Here is a 15,405-nt window from a genome sequence, read left to right as displayed (position 1 = left end):
CCCGGCACCCTAGAATGCGCCGATGCGCGATGATCTCTCTCTTTTGCTGAACTCCCTCAACGATGCCCAACGCCAGGCCGTAGCGGCCCCCGTTGGCCGTCAGTTGGTCCTGGCCGGTGCTGGCTCCGGTAAAACCCGAGTGCTGGTGCACCGTATCGCCTGGTTGATCCAGGTCGAGAACGCGTCCCCGCATTCCATCCTGTCGGTGACGTTCACCAACAAGGCCGCTGCCGAAATGCGTCATCGCATCGAGCAGTTGATGGGCATCAGCCCGGCCGGCATGTGGGTGGGCACGTTCCACGGCCTGGCGCACCGCCTGTTGCGGGCACATTGGCAGGAAGCGGGCCTGAGCCAGACCTTCCAGATCCTCGACAGTGACGACCAGCAACGCCTGGTCAAGCGGGTGATCCGTGAACTGGGCCTCGATGAACAGCGTTGGCCGGCACGACAGGCGCAATGGTTCATCAACGGGCAGAAAGACGAGGGCTTGCGCCCGCAACATATCCAGGCCAGCGGCGATTTGTTCCTGGCCACCATGCGCAGTATCTATGAAGCCTACGAGGCGGCCTGCGTGCGCGCCGGTGTCATCGACTTCTCCGAACTGCTGCTGCGCGCCCTTGACCTGTGGCGTGACAACCCAGGCTTGCTGGCCCATTACCAGAAACGCTTCCGCCACATCCTGGTGGACGAGTTCCAGGACACCAACGCCGTGCAGTACGCCTGGTTGCGCCTGCTGGCCAAAGGTGGCGACAGCCTGATGGTGGTCGGTGACGACGACCAGTCGATCTACGGCTGGCGTGGCGCGAAAATCGAGAATATCTACCAGTATTCCGAAGACTTCCCGGACGCGGTCACCATCCGCCTGGAGCAGAACTACCGCTCCACCGCCGGTATCCTCAAGGCCGCCAACGCCTTGATCGCCAACAACACCGGGCGCCTGGGCAAAGAGCTGTGGACCGATGGCGGCGAAGGCGAGGCGATCAACCTGTACGCCGCGTTCAACGAGCACGATGAGGCCCGCTACGTGGTGGAAACCATCGAAAGCGCGCTGAAAACCGGCCTGGCACGCAGTGATATCGCGATTCTGTATCGCTCCAACGCCCAATCGCGGGTACTCGAAGAAGCCTTGCTGCGCGAGCGTATCCCGTACCGCATCTATGGTGGCCAGCGCTTCTTCGAGCGCGCGGAAATCAAGAATGCCATGGCCTACCTGCGCCTGCTGGAAGGTCGTGGCAACGATGCGGCGCTGGAGCGGGTGATCAATATCCCGGCCCGTGGCATCGGCGAAAAAACCGTCGAAGCAATTCGCGACCATGCGCGCCATGCCGATGTATCGATGTGGGAATCCATGCGCCTGCTGATCGCCAATAAAGGCCTCACCGGCCGCGCCGCCAGCGCGTTGGGCGTGTTTGTCGAGCTGATCGAGAACCTGGCCGCCAAGTGTGCCGACATGCCGCTGCACTTGATGACCCAGACCGTGATCGAACAATCCGGGCTGATCGCCTATCACGAAGCGGAGAAAGGCGAGAAAGGCCAGGCTCGGGTAGAAAACCTTGAGGAACTGGTCAGCGCCGCCCGCGCCTTCGAAAACACCGAGGAAGACGAAGAGCTGACTCCGCTCGCCGCTTTCCTTGGGCATGCTTCGCTGGAGGCCGGCGATACCCAGGCCGATGAGCATGAAGACAGTATCCAGTTGATGACCTTGCACAGCGCCAAGGGCCTGGAGTTTCCCTATGTGTTCCTGGTGGGCATGGAAGAAGGCCTGTTCCCGCACAAAATGAGCCTGGAAGAGCCCGGTCGCCTTGAGGAAGAACGCCGGCTGGCCTACGTGGGCATCACTCGCGCGATGCAGAACCTGGTGATGACCTACGCCGAGACTCGACGCCTCTACGGTAGCGAGACCTACAACAAGGTGTCGCGCTTCGTACGTGAAGTGCCCAAAGGCCTGGTTCAGGAAGTGCGCCTGTCCAACAGCGTCAGCCGTCCGTTCGGCGGCGGCCAGCAGCAGAACTCCAGCAGCATGTTTGCCGGTTCGGACATTCCGGAAACACCATTCAGCCTTGGCCAGCAGGTCAGGCACGCGATCTTTGGTGAAGGCGTGATCCTCAACTTCGAAGGCGCCGGCGCCCAGGCACGGGTACAGGTGAATTTCGCCGAAGGCAGCAAGTGGCTGATGATGGGTTACGCGAAGCTCGAAGCCGTCTGATCGTTCCCACGCTCTGTGTGGGAATGCAGCCCTGGACGCTCTGCGTCCACCGTTCAGGTCATGACGCGGAGCGTCACATGAGGCATTCCCACGCGGAGCGTGGGAACGATCGGTGTGAAGAGTCCTGGCCTTCTCTTGTTTTTCGGCGTTGCGGGCCAATATCTGTAACTAGTCCTACAGACCCTTCGGAATCGGTCTTACGCAAAAGCCCGAAACATTATGTCGCTAGCCACTGTCACGACACCTGTGCAACATGGCGCGCGTGCAATCCACAAATGGGAATTCCCTTTATGAAACGTTTTCTTAGCATCGCCATGGCGTTGTGCATCGGCCTGACGATGAGCCTCGACGCCAACGCCAAACGCTTCGGTGGCGGCAAAAGCATGGGCTCGGCACCGACTCACCAGACCAGCCAGATGGCTCCGTCCGCCGGCGGCATGGGCGGCGCTGCCGCAACCGCTGGTGCAGCCGGTGCCGCGGGCGCTGCTGCCAAGGCCGGCGGTGCTTCGCGCTGGTTGGGCCCTCTGGCCGGTATCGCCGCCGGCGGCCTGCTCGCCTCCATGTTCATGGGTGGCGGCTTCCAGGGCATGCAGATTTTCGACATCCTGATCCTGGCGGTCATCGCCTTTGTGATCTTCCGCTTTATCGCCGCTCGTCGACGCAAGCAACAGGAGCACCTGGCTCCAGCCGGCGCGCCGATGCAGCGTGAAGTGTTCGAACAAAAACCTGCCATGGGTTCGATCTTCGGTGGTTCGGCTGCTCCTGCGTCCGCACGCCCGGTCATCAATGCACCCGCCTGGTTCAACGAAGAACGCTTCGTCGAAGCTGCCCGCAACCACTTCCAGTCCCTGCAGCAACACTGGGACGCCAACGAAATGGACAAGATCGCCGAGTTCGTGACCCCGCAGTTGCTGGAGTTCCTCAAGCGCGAACGCGCCGATCTGGGCGACGGCTTCCAGTCGACCTACATCGACGACCTGCGCGTCCAGCTGGACGGTGTGGATGATCGCGCCGACAAGACCATCGCCACCCTGACCTTCAGTGGCGTGTCGAAGACCTCGCGTTTCGACCAGGGCGAAGTGTTCAGCGAAAGCTGGAACATGGAGCGCGCCCAAGGCGACAACCAGCCTTGGCTGGTCGCAGGTATCCGCCAGAACGGCTGATAACTGCGCGCTTGAGCACTTGGTAATAAAACCCCGGACCTGTTCCGGGGTTTTCTATTTCACGGTTGCACTTATAGCGAGCTACTGTATAAAACGCCTCTATAAACCGCGCCAACTAGCAAGAGGATCCCGGCCGTGGAAGAAATCATCGAACAATTGCGTGAAGCCAATGAACCGGTCCCGGTTCCTCTGGAACTGCCTGACGAAGACCTGTTGGTGGAAATCGAGGAACAGCTGTTCATCGATATCCCGTTTGTCTTCCGCGAATTCCTGCTGACCGTCAGCGACGTGGTGTACGGCAGCCTCGAGCCCGTGACCGTGACTGACCCGCAATCCCATACCTACCTGCCCGACGTGGCCGCAAATGCATGGGATGCCGGGGTTGACCGCAGCCTGATTCCGATCTGCCAGGACGGCGACGACTACTACTGCGTCGAAGAAGACGGCACCGTGGTGCTGTGGTCCGGCGAAGAAGAACTCGTCACCGAAGAAACCTGGGAGTCGGTGTGGCACTGGGCACGGGACGTGTGGCTGGAAAGCTGAGCCCCGTTTCCTGACCTCTAGTGCTCCGGCGTATCCTTGTGGTTATCCAGCGTCTCCAGCAAGGCGACCTGCATCCGCGTATGCACGCGGATGAACCATCGCCAGAGCACCGCCGCCACCGCCGCAGTCACCACGGCGATCAATACCAGTAGCTTGTTGGTCGGCAGGATACTGGCCGACAAGGCTGCCAACAGCAGGAAGATCACCAGCAACGACAGGATCGGGATCAGTTCGGCGATCACCCGTCGTACACGCTGGGTATGCCGCCCGGCCATCTCCGGTTTCACGCTCATCTCCGCCAGTAACATCGACAGCGCCTTGAGCTTGCGATACGCCGCAATCAAAAACGGCAACGACAGCAGCAATGCTCCCCCCCAGATCAACGCCTTCTGCCAGCTCGGATCACTGATCCAACCCTGCAGATACCCACCGATACGTACCGCAAAAAAGCTGCCGGCGAAGAAGATCGCCACCACCAGCGCCAGGTTCACTCCCACCTGCAGGATGATCTTGCGGATCATCGACGCCAGCATCGCACCTTCCCCTTGAGGCTGAATGCTGCGCAACCATTCGCCGTACATCCCGAACACCCGGCCCAGGCGCTTGGGCATGACCGCAGCAAGCTTCAACGACAGTGGGTCGGCCCCGCGAATCAAGTACGGCGTAAGCAGCGTGGTGATCGCCGACACCGCCACTGCGACCGGATACAGGAAATCGCTGGTCACCTGAAGCGTCATCCCCAGCGCCGCGATGATGAAGGAAAACTCGCCAATTTGTGACAGCCCCATGCCCACCCGCAAGGAAGTGCGCCCATCATTGCCGGCGATAAAGGCGCCCAGGCCGCAGGAAAGCATCTTGCCCAGCACCACGGCTACGGTGATCACCGCAATCGGCCAGGCGTACTGCAGCAGGATCTGGGGGTCGATCATCAGGCCGATGGCTACAAAGAAAATCGCGCTGAACATGTCGCGAACAGGCTCGATCAGGCGTTCGATCTTAAGCAACTGCCTGGATTCGGCCATGATCGCACCGATCAGGAACGCCCCCAGCACCATGCTGTATTCGAGCTTGACCACCAGCAGGCAAAAGCCGAAACACAGGCCCAGCACGGTGATCAGCAGCATTTCATTGCTGTCGAACTGGGCCACGTAGGCCAGCAGGCGTGGCACCAGCAAAATGCCGATGACCAGCGCCACAATCATGAACAGTGAAAGCTTGCCCACGGTGGAGAACACCTCACCGGAACTGACCGTGCCACTGACGGCAATGCTCGACAGCAAGGCGATAATGCCGATGCCAAGAATGTCTTCGACGATCAGCACACCGAAGATCAACTGGGCGAAACGCTGGTTTTTCATCTTCAGGTCATTGAGCGCCTTGACGATGATGGTGGTCGAGGAGATCGCCAGGATCGCGCCGAGGAACAGCGAGTCCATGGTGTTCCAGTCAAACCAGCGGCCGATTTCGTAGCCGATCCAGACCATCAGGATGATCTCCAGGAAGGCTGCGATAAACGCCGTGGCACCCACCTTGAACAGCTTGCGCAGGCTGAACTCCAGGCCCAGGCAGAACATCAGGAAGATCACCCCCAGCTCGGCGAGGGTCTTGATGGTGTCTTCGTCGTGGATCAGGCCGAACGGCGGGGTATGCGGGCCGATGATGAAGCCGGCGACGATGTAACCCAGCACCACCGGCTGCTTGAGGCGATGAAACAGGATGGTAACAACCCCTGCCACCAGCATGATCACGGCCAGATCCTGGATAAAGCTGATGGCGTGCATGGCGAGGGGCTCCTTGAGGGTACCGGCGCTTTTCCCACTTCCACCCGCGCCTTTGAACTGTCGCAAAGTGCGGAGGGAAAAGTCTGCCTTGATCGTAAGAAATGCCCTGAGATGGGCTTTTGAAGGTTAACACCGCGACTTCCGACAGAAAGCCGGTGCAATATATGGAAACAGATCGGTCCCGGCGTGACGGCAAGCCGCTCACCGGCGTCCCGTTAGGGAGAACGCTGCAAAGATTTCAGCACCCGCAGAGGTGCCCCCCAACCGATGCCTACAACCCGTGAGTGTGCTATGGAACCCGGAAACGCCCAGCTGTCGATGACGGTATTGATGACCCCTGACATGGCCAACTTCTCAGGCAATGTCCACGGCGGCACCCTGCTCAAATACCTCGACGAAGTGGCTTACGCCTGCGCGAGCCGTTATGCCGGGCGCTATGTCGTCACGCTGTCGGTCGACCAGGTGATTTTTCGCGAACCGATCCATGTCGGCGAGCTGGTGACCTTCCTCGCCTCGGTCAACTACACCGGCAACACCTCAATGGAGGTGGGCATCAAAGTGGTGACCGAGAACATCCGTGAGCGCTCGGTGCGTCACACCAACAGCTGCTTCTTCACCATGGTGGCCGTGGACGACCAGCGCAAACCTGCCGCCGTACCGCCGCTGCAGCCACAGAACAGCGAAGACAAACGCCGGTTCGTGCAGGCCCAGCAGCGCCGGCAGATCCGCCAGGAGCTGGAAAAGCGCTACCAGGAAATCAAGGCTGACGCTTGATCACAGCCCGATCGGTGTAGCCTCGAAGCGCACCCGTGGATGAGCGATACGATCCTGGGCTCGCACCAGTTCCAACTCGTAACTGGCGCAGGCCTGGGTTTCCAGCAGGACTTCATGCACCGCTGCCGCCGTGAACTCGAAGGCCGCCAACAGGCTGTCGCCCAACAGCACCCGCGCCAGGAATAGCCCGGATGTCAGATCGCCCACCCCCACCGGCTGGCGCGGGAAAGCCAATAACGGCCGGCGCAGGTGCCAGCTACCTTCCGCCGTCACCAGCAGCATCTCGAAACCATCCGGGAGTTTGCCCGGATAATCCAGGTGCTTGACCAGCACCGCTTTCGGCCCCCGCGCCAGCAACGCTTTGGCCATGCCCAGGCAGTCGAACAACGATTGCGGCTTGCGCCCGGCAAAGCTGTCCAGCTCCAGTTGGTTGGGGCACAGGAAATCTGCCATGGCAGCGGCTTCATCGAGCAGGAAATCGCTGACTTCCTGAGGCACGATGCAGCCTTTTTCCGGATGCCCCATCACCGGGTCGCACAGGTACAGGGCCCTGGGGTTGATGGCCTTGATGCGCGCCACCCCGGTGAGAATCGCACGCCCCTGAGCGGCGCTGCCCAGGTAACCCGACAGCACCGCGTCGCAGTTACCCAGCTCACCAATCGCGGCAATACCTTCCACCAGCGCCGGAATTTGCTGTGGCGCCAACACTTCTCCTGCCCACTGGCCATACTGAGTGTGGTTGGAGAACTGCACCGTGTTGAGCGGCCAGACATTCACCCCGACCCGCTGCATGGGGAACACGGCGGCGCTGTTTCCGGCGTGGCCAAAGACCACATGAGACTGGATCGCAAGCAGATGAGGTGTGCGTTTCATGCGGGAGATTTCCGTAAAGCCATTGAAATTCTGGCCGGGCAGTATGCGACTAAACGCAGCCTGTACGACAGACCAGCGACACAGTTAAGCTGCTCTCACTTTGTTGGAGTTCATCGCATGCTGACCCTGGGAAACATCTTTGTGTTGATGCTGCTGGCGACCGGTGCCGCCTGGGTATGGCACAACCACGGCCTGCGCGAGCGGGCGCTGGAACGGGTCAAACAGCATTGCGCCAAGCTCGACATCGAACTGCTCGATGGCGCGGTGGCGTTGAAACGCATCGGTTTTGTGAAGGATGCCAACGGACGGCGGCGTCTGGCACGCATCTATAACTTCGAGTTCACCGTGACCGGTGAAACCCGTCATCCCGGGACCATCACCCAGTTTGGCGCCCACAGCGCCCAGATCGAACTGGCGCCCTACCCGTTCGAGATCAAGACTCCCCTGCCCAGCGCCGAGGTGATTGAGCTGAGCCAGTGGCGTCAGGACCATGCCACCAAACACCGTCACTGACGGCAGGCGGCCAGCGCATGCTGCAACGCGGCCACGTCCTGTGGTTCGCTGAAAATCAATTCCAGGCGTGAATCGCGCCGCCATTCGCTGGGTTGCAAGATGAGCGGGCTGTTATCCACAGCGTTAGCCGAAACCCAGCCTTCGCCGCTGTGGATAACCAGCTTGGCACGACGCCATTCCAGGCTTGCCAGCCATTGATGCAGGCGCCGCGTATCGAATTGCTGGCCAGGGTGCCAGCGCCATCCGATGCTCCAGCCGCCCTCTTGAGATTGGCTCAGGCAGATAGGCTGCGCGGGGTCGTTCCAGACGGTCGGCATCTGCGCAAGACGGTTGGGCATTGGGATGTTATCCACAGCCGTCGTCGCATTTGAATTCAAGCCTGGCAATTGCGCCAACGGCAGTTGCGCCTGCTGGGTCCAGTAAAGCGGGCAGCCGGGCAGTTGTCGTTCAATAGCCGTGCGCTGAGCGGCATCCAGCGACTCATCCTTGTTCAGGACCAGCAGGCCGGCATGGGCCAGTGTTTCTCGTTGCGCTTCGGGCAAGGCTTTGCCCGCCGCCAACGCCTGGGCGTCCAGCACCAGCACACAGGGTTGCACCGCCAACACCTGCTGCCAGGGCGCGTCCCGCAGTTGCTTGAGTAATTGCGCCGGATGGCCCAGGCCCGAGGGCTCTATAAACAAGCGATCCGGCTTGGCCTTACGCAGCAAACGGCCCAGGCCCACTTGGAAGGGTGCACCGTTCACACAACACAGGCAGCCTCCGGCCACTTCGCCCAGGGCAATGCCATCGTCCTCCTGGGTGAGCAAAGCGGCGTCCAGGCCGATCTGTCCAAACTCATTGATCAATACGGCCCAACGTTCGTTGGCCGGGCGCTGGGCAAGCAGATGCTTGATCAAGCTGGTCTTGCCGGCCCCTAATGGCCCGGCAATCACATGGGTGGGAATGTTCTGCAGCATGAGGGGAATCATTCAGGGCGTGTAGAAAGCTTGATCCTACGCGGTTATGCAAGCCAATCCAGCGTCAGGATCAACCGTCGCTCATCTGCGTTGAGCGCTGGTGAGCGGTGAATCAAACCATGCCTTTCATTGCCATGCCATTTAGTGCCCTTGAGCAGGGCGACTTCGCCACAGCGAATCTGTTCGATGCGCTCGACGGGTTCGGCCTGCGGCTGACCCAGTTTACAGCGGTCCATCTCGCCTTCGCGCAACCATTGACTACCGACCCCGGCATAGGTGGTGATCAATCGCACCGGCACATGGTCGACGTGAAAACGTGGGCACATGGCCTTGTCCAACAGCCGCAGGCGCACCCCCACCCGCTTGGCGCCCAGCAGACACGCGAAGGCGCTGACCAGCCACGACACATCGGCGATAAAACCTTCGTAGCCTTCCAGATCTCGGCAACCGGACGCCAAGCCCTGCAAGTCCGGTACGGCATTCTCATGGTTAAGCTCGATCACCAGGGACTCGGCCAACGGCTCGTTGAGCGCCACCAGCAAGGCACCAAACTCAGCGATATGCAGCGGTAATGGGCGCTGCCAGAGTGCCAGGTTGACGCCGTCTTCAAGAATGTCGGCCAGCGTCAGTGGGGTTTCGCCGCATGTCTGGCGGATCACCGGCAACGGCGTGATAACCGGGGCGAGCATCAAGCTGCAACCTCTTCATACCAAGGGCCGAAGGGATCGACCAACTGACGCCACCCTTCGACGCCCAGGGCCATTTCTTCATCGGTGAGCAGGCACGCGTCCAGTTCGGCGCGCATCCGGGCGAAGTCGATGTTCTGGCCGATGAAGACCAGCTCCTGGCGACAGTCGCCGGTGCTCAATTGCCAGTTGCCCATGATCGCCGCGATGCTTTCTTCATCTTGAGGCCATTGGCTTTTCGGCACAAAACGCCACCAGCGACCGGCGAAACCATGGCGCATCAACCCTCCCGCCTGAGACCAACTGCCTGCATCCTGATGTTTGCTGGCCAGCCAGAAAAAACCCTTGGAACGCAACAGCTTGCCGTTGACCCACGGACGGTCGATAAAGTCGAAAAAACGCTGCGGATGAAACGGACGACGCGCGCGGTATGCCGTGGACGCAATGCCGTACTCCTGCGTTTCCGGCACATGCTCACCGCGCATTTCCTGCAACCAGCCCGGCGCCTGGGAGGCGCGCTCGAAGTCGAAGCGGCCGGTGTTGAGGATCTTGGCTAGCGGCACTTCGCCCATGACCATAGGGATGATTTCCGCGTGGGCGTTCAGGCGCTCAAGAATGGCCATCAGCTCTTCGCGCTCGCGACTGCTGATCAAGTCGATCTTGCTGATCAGGATCACGTCAGCGAACTCGATCTGCTCGATCAACAGGTCGGTGATGGAGCGCTCATCGTCTTCACCCAGGGTTTCGCCCCGCGAGGCCAGGCTTTCGGCAGCCTGGTAGTCGAGCAGGAAGTTCATGCCGTCGACCACCGTGACCATGGTGTCCAGGCGGGCAATATCGGCCAGGCTCTGCTCGTTTTCATCGCGAAAGGTGAAGGTTTCAGCCACGGGCAACGGTTCGGAAATGCCGGTGGATTCGATCAGCAGGTAATCGAAACGACCCTCCTTGGCGAGTTTTCCGACTTCTTCCAGCAAGTCTTCACGCAAGGTGCAGCAGATGCAGCCGTTGCTCATTTCCACCAGTTTTTCTTCGGCACGATTGAGCGTGACGTCACGCTGAACTTCGCTGCCATCAATGTTGATTTCGCTCATGTCGTTGACGATCACGGCTACCCGCAGGTTTTCGCGGTTGCGCAGGACGTAGTTGAGCAGCGTGCTTTTACCGGCGCCGAGAAAGCCGGACAACACAGTAACGGGGAGACGGTGGGTCATCAGGTAGTCCTCATCAGGGGGGCCGGTCAAATCGCCCGTTTATGGCGTTCGCGCAGCTCTTCACGTTCTTTGGCTTCGATACACAGGGTGGCCGTGGGACGCAGCAGCAGACGTTGCAGGCCGATGGGCTCGCCGGTCTCACGGCACCAGCCGTATTCACCGCGGGCCAGCCGCTCCAAGGCGTCGTCGATCTTGTCCAACAGCTTCTTTTCGCGCTCCAGCAGGCGCAGTTGCCATTGGCGCTGTTCTTCGGCGCTGCCGACATCCGCCGGGTCGCTGTTGGTTTCCTGCTCGCGTAACGCCAGGAACTCGGCGTCGATACGCGCTTGCAGCTCGTTGCGCTGGGCCAGCAACAGCTCGCGGAAGAAGCCTTGCTGGGCCTCATTCATGTAATCGGCGGGCGGTTGGGCCAGGAGGTCTTGCTCAGTCATGGGAAACGGTTCATGGGTCAGGCGGTTTTTAATGTTATAGTATAACAACACAAATAAGCCAATCCCCCTTGCTCGTTACGACGAAGGGCGCAATGCTGAAACACTCTCTTGTTGCGAGAACCCCGATGAAATACCTGTTGTGCGCGCTCTTGTTGGCTGCGGCAGGCCAAGCCCACGCTCAAGCGCCGAGCCTGCTGGCCAACTGCACGCGCAGCGCCAACTTGCTGGCCTGTGTGGACCCATTGGGGAACGCCTATAGCGTGGCGACTGTCGGCAGCACCACGTATTTGCGCGGGTTCGAGGTGATCGGCAAGCGCTACTGGGCGCAGACCAACAGCCGTTACGGGCAACTGACGTTCTTTACCGGGTTGGCGTCCGATGGTGAGGCGTGGGTCGGCTACACCCGGCGCGTGGGCTGGACCACCCTCAACCGGTTCTCCAGTTCAGGTGGCGCCAGCGCCAAGTTCACGTGCAGCCGTATCACCGGTTGTTAGACCTGGCCGTTCTTTTGCTCCTGAACCCAGGCCATGTAGCTATTCATCGGCGGGTTCTTCTGGAAGTATTTTTTCAAGCCTTCGAACAGGCCATCTGCTACCGCTTGTTGATGACGCGCCGTCACCAGCCGCTGAGCGTCCTGAGTGTTGGAGATAAACCCGGTTTCCACCAGGATCGACGGTACATCCGGTGACTTGAGCACTGCAAAGCCTGCCTGCTCGACGCGTTTCTGGTGCAGCGTGGTGATGTTTTGCAGGCTGCCCAGTACCGAGCTGCCCAATTGCAGACTGGACGCGATGGTGGCGTTCATCGACATATCAAGAATCACCCCCGCGAGCATCGGGTCCTTGTCCTTGAGATTGAGCAACGTGGTGGCGCCGAGCAGGTCCGCGCCGTTTTCGCGCTGGGCCATGAAGCGCGCCGTGGCAGAGGTAGCCCCCCCTTCGGAGAGTGCATACACCGACGCCCCGGAGGCCGTCAGCCGTGGCGCGGCATCGGCATGCACCGAGATGAACATATCGGCCTTGTGCTGACGGGCGATGTCCACGCGCTTGCGCAGCGGCACGAAGAAGTCGTCATTGCGCACCAGTTTCACGGCGAAGCCCTTCTCGCGCTTCAAGCGTTTAGCCAGCAACTGCGCGATGGACAGCACCACGTCTTTTTCGCGCTGGCCTTTGGAGCCAACGGCACCTGGGTCCTTGCCGCCGTGGCCGGGGTCGACCACCACGATGATGTCACGCTTGGGGTGCGCTTTATCTACCGTCGCCGCTGATGCAACTGCTGGGGGCGCCGTTTCTGAGGCAATCAGGCGAGGCGCGTGGGTGGCATTAGTCAGGTCCAGCACCAGGCGGTGACCTTGGCCATCCTGCGGCGGTAAGAGAAAACTGTTGAGCTGCATCGGCACGGCCAGGTCCAGCACGATACGGGTGTCGTTTTTGCCGAAATGCCCGGAGCGGATCGAGGTGATCCCACTGTTTTTCAATGCCAGCTGAGAAAAATCCCCCGCGAGCCCGGCACCGCTCAGGTCGATGATCACCCGTTCCGGCGCGGTCAGGGAAAATGTCTTGTATTGCACCGGACCGCTGAGATCCAGCACCAACCGCAGTTTGTCATCCGAGCGCCACAGGCGCGCATTGCGAATCTGCGTGGCGTAAGCCCCCAAAGGCAAGGTGAACAGGGGACTGACCAACAGCAGGTTAAGGAGCTGACGTCTGTGCATGGCAAATACCGCAAATAAAGGAGCGTCCCTGCTCGACTTGACTGAAGAAAGGCTGAAGCAGAAAAATCATCGTCGACTCAATAGTTATAATATAACATGTCTTTTTATTTCCAACGATGGACCTGCCCATGAATGCGCTGACTCTGCCGGATATTGCCGCGCAGGCTTCACGCCAAGCCTTGCCACTCGATTGGGTGGGCATGTGCGGCATCGCCCTGCCCATCCTTATCGATGGCCAACGTCTGACCGCCATTGCCGACGCCGGCGTCAGCCTGGACGATGGCGCGGCCCGTGGCATTCACATGTCACGCTTGTACCTGGCCTTGGAAATGCTGGATCAGCAGCTTCTGACGCCTGCACTTCTGCGTAATGTACTTCAACGTTTTCTCGACAGTCATGAAGGATTATCTAAGAACGCTTACTTGCGTATTCACACGGATCTGCTGTTGAAACGCCCGGCTCTCGTCAGTCCATTGGCCGGCTGGAAAAGCTATCCGGTGAGCATCGAAGCGCGTCTGGAAAACCAGATGTTCCACGTGGAACTAAAAATTGACGTTACCTACTCCTCAACCTGCCCATGCTCGGCAGCCCTCGCCAGGCAGTTGATTCAGCAGCAATTTCTCCAGGATTTTGCCAATACCCAGTTGCAGCATGCGGACGTGTTGACCTGGCTCGGCAGCGCCAGCGGCATCGTTGCCACTCCTCATAGCCAACGCAGCAGCGCCCAATTGCACGTTCAACTGCAAGGCGAGCACCTGCCCTTCACTGACCTGATCAATGACGCAGAAGCCGCCCTGGGCACCGCCGTACAGACCGCAGTGAAACGAGCGGACGAACAAGCCTTCGCCCTGGCCAACGGGCAGAACCTGATGTTCTGCGAAGACGCCGCCCGCCGCCTGAACCTCGCCTTGAAACGCTCGGATGCCGTCAAAGCCTTCCACCTGAAAGTGATCCACGCCGAAAGCCTGCACGCGCATGATGCCGTGGCTGAAAGCCGCTGGACGAGACCCTCTGCATGATCACCTGCACCGCCTTACGCTGGGGCGCTCCCGGCCAGCCACTGACGCCCGCCCTGGATCTCACGCTGGCAAAAGGCAGCCTCACCGGGATCATTGGTGCCAACGGCACCGGCAAAAGCAGCCTGCTCAAAGTCATCGCCGGCCTGCAAAAGCCGCTGGCCGGCAAAGTCAGCGTGGAGGTGCCACGCCGCGGCGGCTTGTCGTTCCTGCCCCAGCAACAACACCTCGATCGCCAGTTCCCCATCAGCCTGCAAGAGTTGGTCGCCGCCGGCTTCTGGGGCACCCAGCTCAGCCCGGAGCAACGCAGCCAGCGTCTGCAAACAGTACTGAAAGGCTGGTGCCTCAGCGGCCTTGAGCACCGCCCATTGATGGCGTTGTCGGGTGGCGAATTGCAGCGTGCACTGCTCGCTCGCATGAGCCTGGCTGAGGCGCCAGTCTTGCTGCTGGATGAGCCTCACGCGGCGCTCGATGAAGAAGGCCAGGCGCTGTGCTGGAAACATGTACATGCCTGGCATGAGGAAGGCCGCACCGTGGTTATCGTTTGTCACGACCTCGCCTCCGTGCGCCATCACACCCAGCAAGTGGTACACATCAAAAGCACTGGCTGCGTGTTCGGGTCGAGCCAGGAACTGATCCGCCCACAACCGCACATGCAGGTGGCTTGATGCATTTCACCGCCCACCTGTGGATGCCCTTCCATGACTTCGTCTTCATGCGCCGCGCGCTGATCGGCGGCCTGGTGCTCGCCTGCAGCACAGCGCCGCTCGGGGTATTCCTGATCCTGCGGCGCATGAGCCTGATCGGCGACGCCGTCGCCCACGGCATCCTGCCCGGCGCCGCGCTGGGCTTCTGGTTCGCCGGCCTCAGCCTGCCTGCCTTGACCATCGGCGGCCTCGGCGCAGGTCTGGGCATGGCGGGTTTATCCGCATGGATCACCCGCCGCACCGGCCTGCGTGAAGATGCCAGCCTCGCCGCCATCTACCCCATCTCACTCGCCGCCGGCGTACTGATCCTCGGCCTCGCCGGCAAGCGCCTGGACCTCTTGCACCTGCTGTTCGGCTCCGCCCTGGCCGTGGATGAAACCACTTTGACAGGCATGCTCTGGGTGTCCGGTTTCAGCCTGGTCGCCATGGCACTGATCTATAAGCCGCTGCTGCTGGACACCCTCGACCCGCTGTTCCTGCAAACCGTCAGTCGCCTCGGCCCTCTCGCACACGGGTTGTTCCTGACCCTGGTGGTGCTGAACCTGGTGATTGGCTTCCAGGCCATCGGCGCGTTGATGGTGGTGGGATTGATGATGCTGCCGGCCATTGCTTCACGCTTCTGGAGCCGGCGCCTGCCGGTGTTGATCGCCGTCTCGGCGGTGCTGGGATGCCTGTCGGTGTGGTTGGGCCTGTTGTTGTCGTTCTACTACTCGCTACCCAGCGGCCCGGCCATCGTGCTGGTGGCTGGCGGCGGGTACCTGCTGTCCGTGGTCTTCGGTCCGGTGCACGGCTTGCTGCGCCGCCCGCCTTTGCTTACATCCCAATGAGGTG

General features: G+C 60.7%; 16 protein-coding genes. 9 read left to right on the top strand and 7 right to left on the bottom strand.

Going from position 1 to position 15,405, the window contains the following annotated elements:
• The first annotated feature begins 22 nt into the window (after nt 1–22).
• The 3 genes from uvrD (at nt 23) to ACQRBT_RS09490 (ending at nt 3,912) form a co-directional block, all read left to right on the top strand.
• Complete coding sequence (uvrD, locus tag ACQRBT_RS09500) at nt 23–2,206, top strand: DNA helicase II (protein ID WP_060756618.1); 2,184 nt, start codon at nt 23–25, stop codon at nt 2,204–2,206.
• A 290-nt stretch (nt 2,207–2,496) separates the two neighbouring features.
• Nucleotides 2,497–3,369, top strand: a complete 873-nt coding sequence (locus ACQRBT_RS09495) for a Tim44 domain-containing protein (RefSeq protein WP_060756617.1) — start codon at nt 2,497–2,499, stop codon at nt 3,367–3,369.
• Between the two features lie 135 nt (nt 3,370–3,504).
• Nucleotides 3,505–3,912: an SMI1/KNR4 family protein gene (locus ACQRBT_RS09490; RefSeq protein ID WP_034129154.1), complete on the top strand. Its 408-nt coding sequence runs from the start codon at nt 3,505–3,507 to the stop codon at nt 3,910–3,912.
• A gap of 17 nt (nt 3,913–3,929) precedes the next feature.
• Here the strand turns inward: ACQRBT_RS09490 and ACQRBT_RS09485 are convergent, their stop codons facing one another.
• Nucleotides 3,930–5,693 (bottom strand): cation:proton antiporter, encoded by a 1,764-nt coding sequence (locus ACQRBT_RS09485; protein WP_060756615.1) that lies wholly within the window; start codon nt 5,691–5,693, stop codon nt 3,930–3,932.
• 291 nt (nt 5,694–5,984) lie between these two features.
• Here ACQRBT_RS09485 and ACQRBT_RS09480 point away from each other — a divergent pair, with 291 nt between their 5' ends.
• Nucleotides 5,985–6,467, top strand: coding sequence for an acyl-CoA thioesterase (locus ACQRBT_RS09480; RefSeq protein ID WP_016978672.1), 483 nt, complete (start codon nt 5,985–5,987; stop codon nt 6,465–6,467).
• Here ACQRBT_RS09480 and pdxY read toward each other — a convergent pair whose 3' ends face one another.
• Nucleotides 6,468–7,340: a pyridoxal kinase PdxY gene (gene pdxY, locus ACQRBT_RS09475; protein ID WP_104995055.1), complete on the bottom strand. Its 873-nt coding sequence runs from the start codon at nt 7,338–7,340 to the stop codon at nt 6,468–6,470.
• 117 nt (nt 7,341–7,457) lie between these two features.
• Here pdxY and ACQRBT_RS09470 point away from each other — a divergent pair, with 117 nt between their 5' ends.
• A complete protein-coding gene (locus tag ACQRBT_RS09470) occupies nt 7,458–7,853 on the top strand; it encodes a DUF3301 domain-containing protein (protein ID WP_060756613.1) in 396 nt (131 codons plus the stop codon).
• On the opposite strand, the gene ACQRBT_RS09465 is transcribed toward ACQRBT_RS09470, so the two are convergent.
• From ACQRBT_RS09465 to dksA, 4 genes are read right to left on the bottom strand one after another with little or no spacing between them, the layout of a single operon-like run.
• Nucleotides 7,847–8,809 carry a CobW family GTP-binding protein gene (locus ACQRBT_RS09465; protein ID WP_412046237.1) on the bottom strand — a complete coding sequence of 321 codons (963 nt, stop codon included), beginning with the start codon at nt 8,807–8,809 and terminating at the stop codon, nt 7,847–7,849. The two genes, ACQRBT_RS09470 and ACQRBT_RS09465, sit on opposite strands and share 7 nt — an antisense overlap.
• 44 nt (nt 8,810–8,853) lie before the next feature.
• Nucleotides 8,854–9,498, bottom strand: a complete 645-nt coding sequence (locus ACQRBT_RS09460) for a DUF1826 domain-containing protein (RefSeq protein WP_244701179.1) — start codon at nt 9,496–9,498, stop codon at nt 8,854–8,856.
• Nucleotides 9,498–10,706: a zinc metallochaperone GTPase ZigA gene (zigA, locus tag ACQRBT_RS09455; protein WP_412046238.1), complete on the bottom strand. Its 1,209-nt coding sequence runs from the start codon at nt 10,704–10,706 to the stop codon at nt 9,498–9,500. Before zigA ends, ACQRBT_RS09460 begins: the two co-directional genes overlap by 1 nt.
• Nucleotides 10,707–10,732: 26 nt before the next feature.
• Nucleotides 10,733–11,137: an RNA polymerase-binding protein DksA gene (gene dksA, locus ACQRBT_RS09450; RefSeq protein WP_060756609.1), complete on the bottom strand. Its 405-nt coding sequence runs from the start codon at nt 11,135–11,137 to the stop codon at nt 10,733–10,735.
• A 125-nt stretch (nt 11,138–11,262) separates the two neighbouring features.
• Between dksA and ACQRBT_RS09445 the strand changes: the two genes are divergently transcribed.
• A complete protein-coding gene (locus ACQRBT_RS09445) occupies nt 11,263–11,631 on the top strand; it encodes a hypothetical protein (RefSeq protein ID WP_060756608.1) in 369 nt (122 codons plus the stop codon).
• Here ACQRBT_RS09445 and ACQRBT_RS09440 read toward each other — a convergent pair.
• Nucleotides 11,628–12,851, bottom strand: a complete 1,224-nt coding sequence (locus tag ACQRBT_RS09440) for an N-acetylmuramoyl-L-alanine amidase (RefSeq protein WP_412046239.1) — start codon at nt 12,849–12,851, stop codon at nt 11,628–11,630. The two genes, ACQRBT_RS09445 and ACQRBT_RS09440, sit on opposite strands and share 4 nt — an antisense overlap.
• Nucleotides 12,852–12,979: 128 nt before the next feature.
• Here ACQRBT_RS09440 and folE2 point away from each other — a divergent pair, with 128 nt between their 5' ends.
• The 3 genes from folE2 to ACQRBT_RS09425 are packed head-to-tail and all read left to right on the top strand — an operon-like array spanning nt 12,980 to nt 15,401.
• The gene (gene folE2, locus ACQRBT_RS09435) at nt 12,980–13,870 is read left to right on the top strand and encodes a GTP cyclohydrolase FolE2 (RefSeq protein WP_411984890.1); all 891 of its coding nucleotides are present in this window, start codon (nt 12,980–12,982) and stop codon (nt 13,868–13,870) included.
• On the top strand, nt 13,867–14,535 hold the full coding sequence (locus ACQRBT_RS09430; protein ID WP_412046240.1) for a metal ABC transporter ATP-binding protein: 669 nt from the start codon (nt 13,867–13,869) through the stop codon (nt 14,533–14,535). The genes folE2 and ACQRBT_RS09430 overlap by 4 nt, the downstream gene beginning before the upstream one ends.
• Nucleotides 14,535–15,401 (top strand): metal ABC transporter permease, encoded by an 867-nt coding sequence (locus tag ACQRBT_RS09425; protein ID WP_412046241.1) that lies wholly within the window; start codon nt 14,535–14,537, stop codon nt 15,399–15,401. Before ACQRBT_RS09430 ends, ACQRBT_RS09425 begins: the two co-directional genes overlap by 1 nt.
• Nucleotides 15,402–15,405 lie beyond the last annotated feature (4 nt).

This window comes from Pseudomonas sp. R19M (assembly GCF_050312585.1).
GTDB lineage: Bacteria > Pseudomonadota > Gammaproteobacteria > Pseudomonadales > Pseudomonadaceae > Aquipseudomonas > Aquipseudomonas palleroniana.
This window is presented reverse-complemented; position numbering and strand designations above follow the sequence as displayed.

Coding starts and splice junctions, on each gene's coding strand:
- uvrD (WP_060756618.1), top strand. CDS start 23: ATGCGCGATGATCTCTCTCTTTTGCTGAACTCCCTCAACGATGCCCAA.
- ACQRBT_RS09495 (WP_060756617.1), top strand. CDS start 2,497: ATGAAACGTTTTCTTAGCATCGCCATGGCGTTGTGCATCGGCCTGACG.
- ACQRBT_RS09485 (WP_060756615.1), bottom strand. CDS start 5,693: ATGCACGCCATCAGCTTTATCCAGGATCTGGCCGTGATCATGCTGGTG.
- ACQRBT_RS09480 (WP_016978672.1), top strand. CDS start 5,985: ATGGAACCCGGAAACGCCCAGCTGTCGATGACGGTATTGATGACCCCT.
- pdxY (WP_104995055.1), bottom strand. CDS start 7,340: ATGAAACGCACACCTCATCTGCTTGCGATCCAGTCTCATGTGGTCTTT.
- ACQRBT_RS09470 (WP_060756613.1), top strand. CDS start 7,458: ATGCTGACCCTGGGAAACATCTTTGTGTTGATGCTGCTGGCGACCGGT.
- ACQRBT_RS09465 (WP_412046237.1), bottom strand. CDS start 8,809: ATGCTGCAGAACATTCCCACCCATGTGATTGCCGGGCCATTAGGGGCC.
- ACQRBT_RS09460 (WP_244701179.1), bottom strand. CDS start 9,498: ATGCTCGCCCCGGTTATCACGCCGTTGCCGGTGATCCGCCAGACATGC.
- zigA (WP_412046238.1), bottom strand. CDS start 10,706: ATGACCCACCGTCTCCCCGTTACTGTGTTGTCCGGCTTTCTCGGCGCC.
- dksA (WP_060756609.1), bottom strand. CDS start 11,137: ATGACTGAGCAAGACCTCCTGGCCCAACCGCCCGCCGATTACATGAAT.
- ACQRBT_RS09445 (WP_060756608.1), top strand. CDS start 11,263: ATGAAATACCTGTTGTGCGCGCTCTTGTTGGCTGCGGCAGGCCAAGCC.
- ACQRBT_RS09440 (WP_412046239.1), bottom strand. CDS start 12,851: ATGCACAGACGTCAGCTCCTTAACCTGCTGTTGGTCAGTCCCCTGTTC.
- folE2 (WP_411984890.1), top strand. CDS start 12,980: ATGAATGCGCTGACTCTGCCGGATATTGCCGCGCAGGCTTCACGCCAA.
- ACQRBT_RS09430 (WP_412046240.1), top strand. CDS start 13,867: ATGATCACCTGCACCGCCTTACGCTGGGGCGCTCCCGGCCAGCCACTG.
- ACQRBT_RS09425 (WP_412046241.1), top strand. CDS start 14,535: ATGCATTTCACCGCCCACCTGTGGATGCCCTTCCATGACTTCGTCTTC.